The sequence below is a fragment of the Sandarakinorhabdus sp. genome, assembly GCF_031430775.1.
Lineage (GTDB): Bacteria > Pseudomonadota > Alphaproteobacteria > Sphingomonadales > Sphingomonadaceae > Sandarakinorhabdus.
The window spans coordinates 1-6230 of the sequence record NZ_JANPCD010000043.1 but is presented as its reverse complement, the minus strand read 5'-3'; the positions used below and the strand labels follow the sequence as shown (position 1 = coordinate 6230).

The following is a 6230-nucleotide window of genomic DNA, read 5'->3' as shown; positions in this document are numbered from 1 at the left end:
GCGGCTCAATCCTCGATCATGCTGGCCCGCCGCGTGTCGGGCAAGGACAAGGCCGCAACCAGCGCGATGGCGGCCATGATGCTGACATACCAGAAGAAACCCGATTCCATGCCAGCGTCCTTGAACGCCAGCGCGACAAATTCGGCCGAGCCGCCAAAGATGGCGACGCCAACCGCATAAGGCATGCCCACCCCAAGCGCGCGGATGGACGCCGGGAACATCTCGGCCTTCACCACACCCGAAATCGCGGTGTAGCAGCTGAGCGCCGCCAGCGCGGCGATCATCAGCAGCAGGCCCTCCAGGCCCGGCTGCGACTGGCCAAGCGCCGTCATCGCCGGCACCGTGAGCAGCGTTGCCAGCACGCCGAAAGTGATAAGCAACGGCCGCCGCCCGACAAGATCGGACAAGGCGCCGAACATCGGCTGCATCAGCATATAACATAGCAGCGCCAGCGCCGAAGCATTGGTCGCCTCCGCCTTGGTCCAGCCGGCGCTGAGCACCAGATATTTCTGCATGTATGTGGTGAACGTGTAGAAACACAGGCTGCCGCCCGCCGTCAGCGCCAGCACGATGGCCAGCGCGCGTGGATGCGCCATCAGGCGTTTCAGCAGGTCGCGCTGCGTCGCCGGGATATGGCCGGCAGCGGCCTTTTCGAACGCCTCGGTTTCCACCAGCGAGCGCCGCAGCCAGAAGACCAGCACGGCACACAGCGCGCCGATGACAAACGGAATGCGCCAGCCCCATGCGTTCAGGTCGGCCTCAGGCATCGTGCGTTGCAACAGCACCAGCAGCGCCAGCGCCAGCAATTGCCCGCCCACCAGCGTCACATATTGAAAACTCGCCAGAAACCCGCGCCAGCGCGGTGACGATACCTCGCTCATGAAGGTGGCCGATGCGCCATATTCGCCGCCGACCGACAGCCCCTGCACCAGCCGCGCCAGCAGCAGGATCAGCGGCGCCGCCAGCCCGACCTGGTCATAGGTCGGCGCGCAGGCGATCATCAGCGATCCGGCGCACATCATCGCCACCGACAGCGTTAGCGCCGCCTTGCGGCCACGCACATCGGCATAGGAACCCAATAGCCAGCTGCCGATGGGGCGCATCAGGAAACCGATGGCAAAGATGCCGGCGGTGTTCAGCGCGGCGGCAAGATCATCGCCCTTGGGGAAAAAGCTTGGCGCAAAATACAGCGCGAACGCCGAATAGGCGTACCAGTCATACCATTCGACGAGATTGCCGGCGCTGCCGCCGATGATCTGGCGGATCTGACCAGGTCGGCCCAGCGCCACTTATTTGGCGAGCGGTACGCCGGCGGGGGGCGCAGCCGGCGCGGCAGCGGGCGCCGCAAGGCTGGTGTCCACGGCCTTCACCTTGTTGGTGCCGGCGGCCAGCACAGCAAGCAGGATCGACGAGCCGATGAAGGCCGCCGCCAGGAACGTCGTCGAGCGTGTCAGCAGATTGGCCGCGCCGCGCGCCGTCATCAGGCCGCCGCCGGTGCCGCCGCCAATGCCCAGTCCGCCGCCTTCGGAGCGTTGCAGCAGGATGACGCCAACCAGCGCGGCAGCAATCAGAGTGTGGATGACAAGGAAGAAGGTGATCACGAACGCAGCGCTTTCAGCATGTCGGCAAGGCTGCGCATGTAGCGGCCACAACCCCGAACCGCAAGCACCTCCTACCCAGCAGCAGCAGCAATCGCCAGTAGGCTGGCCGCCGTCAGGCTGGCGCCGCCCACCAGCGCGCCGCCGACATCGGCCGCACCCAGCAGCGCGGCCGCATTGTCAGGCTTGACCGAGCCGCCATATAAAATGCGCACGCCATGCCCCGACGCACCATAGCGCGCCGTCAATGCGCCGCGCACCACGGCGTGCATGGCTGCCACATCATCCGGAGTCGGCACGGTGCCGGTGCCGATGGCCCATACCGGTTCATAGGCGATGATCAGCCCTTCGGCGCTGTCGGGCAGTGATCCGGCAAGCTGGCCGGCCACGACCGCATCGGCCTGGCCCTCGCTGCGCTGCACGGCAGTTTCGCCGACACACAAGATCACCTCGAGGCCCGCTGCATGGGCAGCCCCTGCCTTGGCCCGCACATCGGCATCGCTCTCGCCGCAATCGGCACGGCGCTCGCTATGGCCGACAATAACGAAATGCGCCCCCAGATCGGCCAGCATCATGGCCGACACACAGCCGGTATGCGCGCCGGCCTGCGCGCCGTGGCAATCCTGCCCGCCGATGCGGATCTGCCCGGCCGACACGATGACCGCGCGGTCGATCAGCGTAAACGGCGGCGCTACCCATAGCTGCGCACGGCCGGTGTTGCCCCCGGCCATGGCAGCGATTTCGGCGACATCATCGCCCAGGCCGTTCATTTTCCAGTTGCCGACGATCAAGCTTGGCATGACGCATGTCTCCAGATTACGGCGCCGCTTGTGGCAAGCCGCCAGCCCCGTTACAACCCGCCGCCTGTTTCATTGCCCGGAAATTCGATGCTCGCATTTTTTCGCCGTTCACTCAGCAGCTGGCCTGTGCTGGTGCTTTTTGGCCTGATCCTCGTGGCCTTTGCCGTCACGGGCGTCGGCGATCCGCTGGGCGGCGGCGCACCGGCCGGCTCCATCGCCAAGGTCGGGGAACGCACCATTACCGAGCCTGATCTGTTGCAGGCCTTTGACCGGGCCGTGCGGCGCATCCGCGAAAGCAATCCCGCCGCCACCCAGGCGCAGGTCGCCCGCGAAGGCGGCGTCGAAACGCTGGCCACCCAATTGATCGGCCAGACCGCCATGGAAGAACTGGGGCGCGTTGCCGGCGTATCGGCCTCTGACCGCGCCGTGGGCGCCGAAATCGCCGCCATTCCGGCCTTCCAGTCGGGCGGCAAATTCGACGACGCCACGTATCGCCGGGTTCTGGCGGAACAGCGTTTGTCGGACAAGGATTTGCGCGCCGGCATCGCGGGCGACCTGGTGCGCCGCCAGCTCATTCAGCCGGTCACCGGCGCGTTGTCGGTGCCCGACGGCATTGCTGCTGCTTATGCGCGGCTGCTTGTGGACACCTATCGCGGCGGTGTCGCCATCGTGCCGCCGGCAGTTGCCGTGCCGCCGACGGAAGCCGAGATTGCCGCCTTTTATGCCGCCAACAAGCTGCTCTTCACGGTACCCGAACGCCGGGCGCTGCGCTATGCCCTGATCGACCGCGAAGCCATTGCCGCCAAGGTGACCGTTGCAGACGACAAGATCGCGGCGGCGTTTGCCAAGGACCCGGCCCGTTATGGCGGTCTGGCGACGCGCAAGCTGGAACAGGTCGTGGTGCCGGACGAGGCCAAGGCCAAGGCGATTGCTGCCGCTGCGGCCAAGGATGGCTTTGCCGCCGCCGCTCAGGCCATCGCAGGCTTTGCCGCCGCCGACATCGATTTGGGCGAACAGAATCAGGCCGGCTTCGGCAAGGCCACCAATCCGGCTATTGCCGCTGCGGCCTTTGCCCTGCCGGTCGGCGGTATCACCCAGCCGATCAAGAGCAATTTCGGCTGGCACGTCGTGCGCGTCGCCGGCATCGGCGGATCGGGCAAGACCCTGGCACAGGTGCGCCCGCTGATTCTCGCCGAATTGCGGGATCGCGCCATCGATGATGCCGTGGCCGCGCTGGTCGCCAAGGTCGAGGACGGCGTCGAGGCCGGACAAAGCTTTGCCGACATCGCCCGCGAAAACAGCCTTGCCATACAACTGCAACCGGCAGTGACGCTTGATGGCCTGTCACCGTCCGCGCCGCGCCTCGCCGGCGATGCACTGGCCATAGCCGCCAAGGCCTTTCGCCATGAACCCGCCGATGGCCCGGTGGTCGAGGATCTGGGCGGCGGCCGGCTTGTGGTGGTCGAAACCACGCAAGTCCAGGTCGCTGCGCCCGAGCCGCTGGCTGCGGTTCGCCCCATCGTCATTGCCGGCGCCGCGCAGGACAAGGCACTGAAATCCAGCCGGGCCAAGGCCGACGCCATTATCGCAGCGGTGAAAAAGGGCGGCGATTTTTCCGCCGCCGTCGCCGCACAGGGCCTGAAGCCGCCCAGCCCGTTGGCCGGCCGCCGCATCGATATCGTGCAGGGCCAGCCGGTGCCGCAGGTCGTGCAGGCGTTCCTGTCGACGCCGGCAGGCACGGTGCGACTGCTGCCGTCGCCGCAGGGCTGGGTGCTGATCCATGTCGCGCAGATCATACCGGGCGACGTCAAGGCAGTGCCGGGCCTCATCGAAGCCAGTCGCCGCGAGATCGCCAGCCAATTGCCTGCCGAAGCTGCCGAAGCCTTTGCCAACGCCAGCGTCCGCGCCGTGGGCAGCAACCGCAACAACACGACAATCACCGCCATCAAGAACCGTTTGAGCGGCGTGGAAGCGCCGTAACTTGGGCGGTTTCGGCGATATCAGCCCGGCGCGCGCCGATGGCATGGCGGTGCTTGGCGCTGGCCGCTCACTGCTGCTGTGGACGCGCATTGTCGCCGATACCGACACGCCGGTATCGGCCATGCTCAAGCTTGGCACGCCGGAAAATGGCGGCTTCCTGCTCGAATCCGTCGAAGGCGGGCAGGTGCGCGGCCGCTATTCGTTGCTGGGCCTCGACCCTGATCTGGTCTGGCGCGCGACCGGCGACAGCGCCGAAGTCAACCGCCACTGGCAGACCGACCGCAGCGCCTTTGCCGCAATGCCCGGCCCGGCACTGGCCGCGCTGCGCGAGATGGTGGCTGCCGCGCGCGCCGATGTGCCGCCGCAATTGCCGCCGGCGCTGGCCTGCCTGGTCGGCTATATCGGTTATGAGGCCGTGCGGCTGGTGGAACCCAGTGTGCCGGGCAATGCCGCCTCCCCTATCGGCCTGCCCGACATGGTGTTCGTGCGCCCGACGCTGCTGCTGGTCTTTGACCGGTTGAAGGACGAACTGTTCATCGTGGCGCCGATTTTCGCCGATGGTGCCGCGCCCTCCGATGCCGCCGCTTCCTATGACGGCGCCGTGGCCCGCATAGAGCTGGCGCAGTCGCGGCTGGCCCAGCCGCTGCCGGCTGCTGCACGGGCGGCGACCGACCTGCCCGACGGCACCCCGGTTCCGGCTGTGGCGCCGGCGCGCTATGCCGCCATGGTCGAAAAGGCGCGTGAATACATCATGGCTGGCGACATTTTCCAGGTCGTGCTGGCGCAGCGCTTCAGCCTCGATTTTCCGCTGCCGCCGATGGATCTCTATCGGGCGCTGCGCCGCATCAACCCCTCGCCGTTCCTGTATTTCCTTGATCTGCCCGGCTTTGCCATGGTCGGGTCGTCGCCGGAAATCCTGGTGCGAGTGCGCGACGGCGATGTCACCATCCGGCCCATCGCCGGCACGCGTCCACGCGGGCGTGACGCCGTCGAGGATGCGCACAACAAGGCCAGCCTGCTTGCCGATGCCAAGGAACAGGCCGAGCATCTGATGCTGCTCGATCTGGGCCGGCACGACACGGCGCGGGTATCGGTGCCCGGCACCGTCACCGTCACCGACCGCGCCGGTGTCGAATTCTACAGCCATGTCATGCATATCGTCTCCAACGTGCGTGGGCGGCTGGCCCCGGGCGTGGATGCCGTCGATGCGTTTCTGGCCGGCTTTCCGGCCGGCACCGTGTCGGGTGCGCCCAAGGTGCGTGCCATGCAGATCATCGCCGAGCTTGAGGGCGAGGCACGCGGCGCCTATGCCGGCGGCGTCGGCTATTTCAGCCCCGACGGCAACATGGACAGCTGCATCGTGCTGCGCACCGCCGTGGTCAAGGACGGCGTCATGCACGTCCAGGCCGGCGCCGGCATCGTCGCCGACAGCGTGCCGGCCTATGAACAGCGCGAATGCGAGGCCAAGGCCGGCGCGCTGATGGCCGCAGCGCGCGAAGCCCTCACCGCCGCCGGAAAACCCGGCTTCGGCCAATAAAGGAGACCCCCATGCCGCGCGCCATCTGGAACGACACCATCATCGCCGACACGCCCGACACGGTCGTTGTCGAAGGCAATCATTATTTACCGCTGTCCGCCATCGATCCGGCGATGCTGACGCCCAGCACCACCACGACCGTCTGCGGCTGGAAGGGCACCGCCAATTATTACACGCTCACCGCCGGCGACGCACAGAACAAGGACGCCGTGTGGTATTACGCCGACCCCAAGCCCGCAGCCGCCGAAATCAAGGGCCGCGTTGCCTTTTGGAAGGGCGTCAAGGTCACGCCGTAACGCGCGGCAGATAGCGAAC

At 67.0% G+C, this 6230-nt stretch carries 6 protein-coding genes; 3 read left to right on the top strand and 3 right to left on the bottom strand.

Annotated elements, in window-relative coordinates:
- Nucleotides 1–5: 5 nt before the first annotated feature.
- From RMQ73_RS02420 to tpiA, 3 genes are all read right to left on the bottom strand, one after another.
- Nucleotides 6–1289 carry an MFS transporter gene (locus RMQ73_RS02420; RefSeq protein ID WP_310496390.1) on the bottom strand — a complete coding sequence of 428 codons (1284 nt, stop codon included), beginning with the start codon at nucleotides 1287–1289 and terminating at the stop codon, nucleotides 6–8.
- Nucleotides 1290–1601: a preprotein translocase subunit SecG gene (gene secG / locus RMQ73_RS02415; protein WP_310496389.1), complete on the bottom strand. Its 312-nt coding sequence runs from the start codon at nucleotides 1599–1601 to the stop codon at nucleotides 1290–1292.
- A gap of 71 nt (nucleotides 1602–1672) precedes the next feature.
- Entirely contained in the window at nucleotides 1673–2398 is a 726-nt protein-coding gene (gene tpiA, locus RMQ73_RS02410; RefSeq protein WP_310496388.1) for a triose-phosphate isomerase, read from the bottom strand.
- Between the two features lie 87 nt (nucleotides 2399–2485).
- Between tpiA and RMQ73_RS02405 the strand changes: the two genes are divergently transcribed.
- Genes RMQ73_RS02405 through RMQ73_RS02395 form a run of 3 tightly spaced genes read left to right on the top strand, consistent with a single transcriptional unit; the run spans nucleotide 2486 to nucleotide 6211 of the window.
- A complete protein-coding gene (locus RMQ73_RS02405; RefSeq protein ID WP_310496387.1) occupies nucleotides 2486–4378 on the top strand; it encodes a SurA N-terminal domain-containing protein in 1893 nt (630 codons plus the stop codon).
- 43 nt (nucleotides 4379–4421) lie between these two features.
- Entirely contained in the window at nucleotides 4422–5915 is a 1494-nt protein-coding gene (locus RMQ73_RS02400) for a chorismate-binding protein (RefSeq protein ID WP_310496391.1), read from the top strand.
- Nucleotides 5916–5926: 11 nt separating this feature from the next.
- Nucleotides 5927–6211 carry a DUF427 domain-containing protein gene (locus tag RMQ73_RS02395; protein WP_310496386.1) on the top strand — a complete coding sequence of 95 codons (285 nt, stop codon included), beginning with the start codon at nucleotides 5927–5929 and terminating at the stop codon, nucleotides 6209–6211.
- The last annotated feature ends 19 nt before the right edge of the window (nucleotides 6212–6230 follow it).

What these genes read in the sequence shown, in the direction of transcription:
- tpiA (WP_310496388.1), bottom strand. Translation starts at nt 2,398, where the DNA reads ATGCCAAGCTTGATCGTCGGCAACTGGAAAATGAACGGCCTGGGCGAT.
- RMQ73_RS02405 (WP_310496387.1), top strand. Translation starts at nt 2,486, where the DNA reads ATGCTCGCATTTTTTCGCCGTTCACTCAGCAGCTGGCCTGTGCTGGTG.
- RMQ73_RS02400 (WP_310496391.1), top strand. Translation starts at nt 4,422, where the DNA reads ATGGCGGTGCTTGGCGCTGGCCGCTCACTGCTGCTGTGGACGCGCATT.
- RMQ73_RS02395 (WP_310496386.1), top strand. Translation starts at nt 5,927, where the DNA reads ATGCCGCGCGCCATCTGGAACGACACCATCATCGCCGACACGCCCGAC.